At 64.2% G+C, this 531-nt stretch carries 1 protein-coding gene; it reads left to right on the forward strand.

Annotated features, from left to right (window positions below; translation table 11 throughout):
* A partial coding sequence (locus AC6LJ2_RS30040; protein WP_498152760.1) for an IS256 family transposase occupies positions 1-531 on the forward strand: 531 nt, incomplete at both ends.

A 531-nucleotide genomic window follows, 5' to 3' on the forward strand; every position in this document is an offset into this window, starting at 1 on the left:
CCAACCAGCGCAACGGCAAGAGCCGCAAGACGGTGCTCACCGACGACGGCCCCTTGCGGGTGGACATCCCTCGGGACCGAGATGGCAGCTTTGCCCCGATCCTGATCCCCAAGCATGAACGCCGCTTCACCGGGTTCGATGACAAGATCATCGCGATGTACGCACGGGGCATGACGGTGCGCGAGATCCAGGGGTTCCTGGCCGAGCAGTACGGCACCGAGGTCTCGCCGGAGTTCATCAGCTCGGTGACCGATGCGGTCATGGACGAGGTCACGGCCTGGCAGACCCGGCCGCTGGAAACGATGTACCCGGTGGTGTTCTTCGATGCACTGCGGGTCAAGATCCGCGAGGACGGGGTGGTGCGCAACAAGGCGGTGTACCTGGCGCTGGGCGTGCTGCCCGATGGCACCCGGGACATCCTGGGCCTGTGGATCGAGCAGACCGAGGGCGCCAAGTTCTGGATGAAGGTGTTCAACGAGCTTAAGACCCGTGGCACCCAGGACATCCTGATCGCGGTCACCGATGGTCTGA

Source organism: Achromobacter sp. 1014246743 (assembly GCF_059760725.1).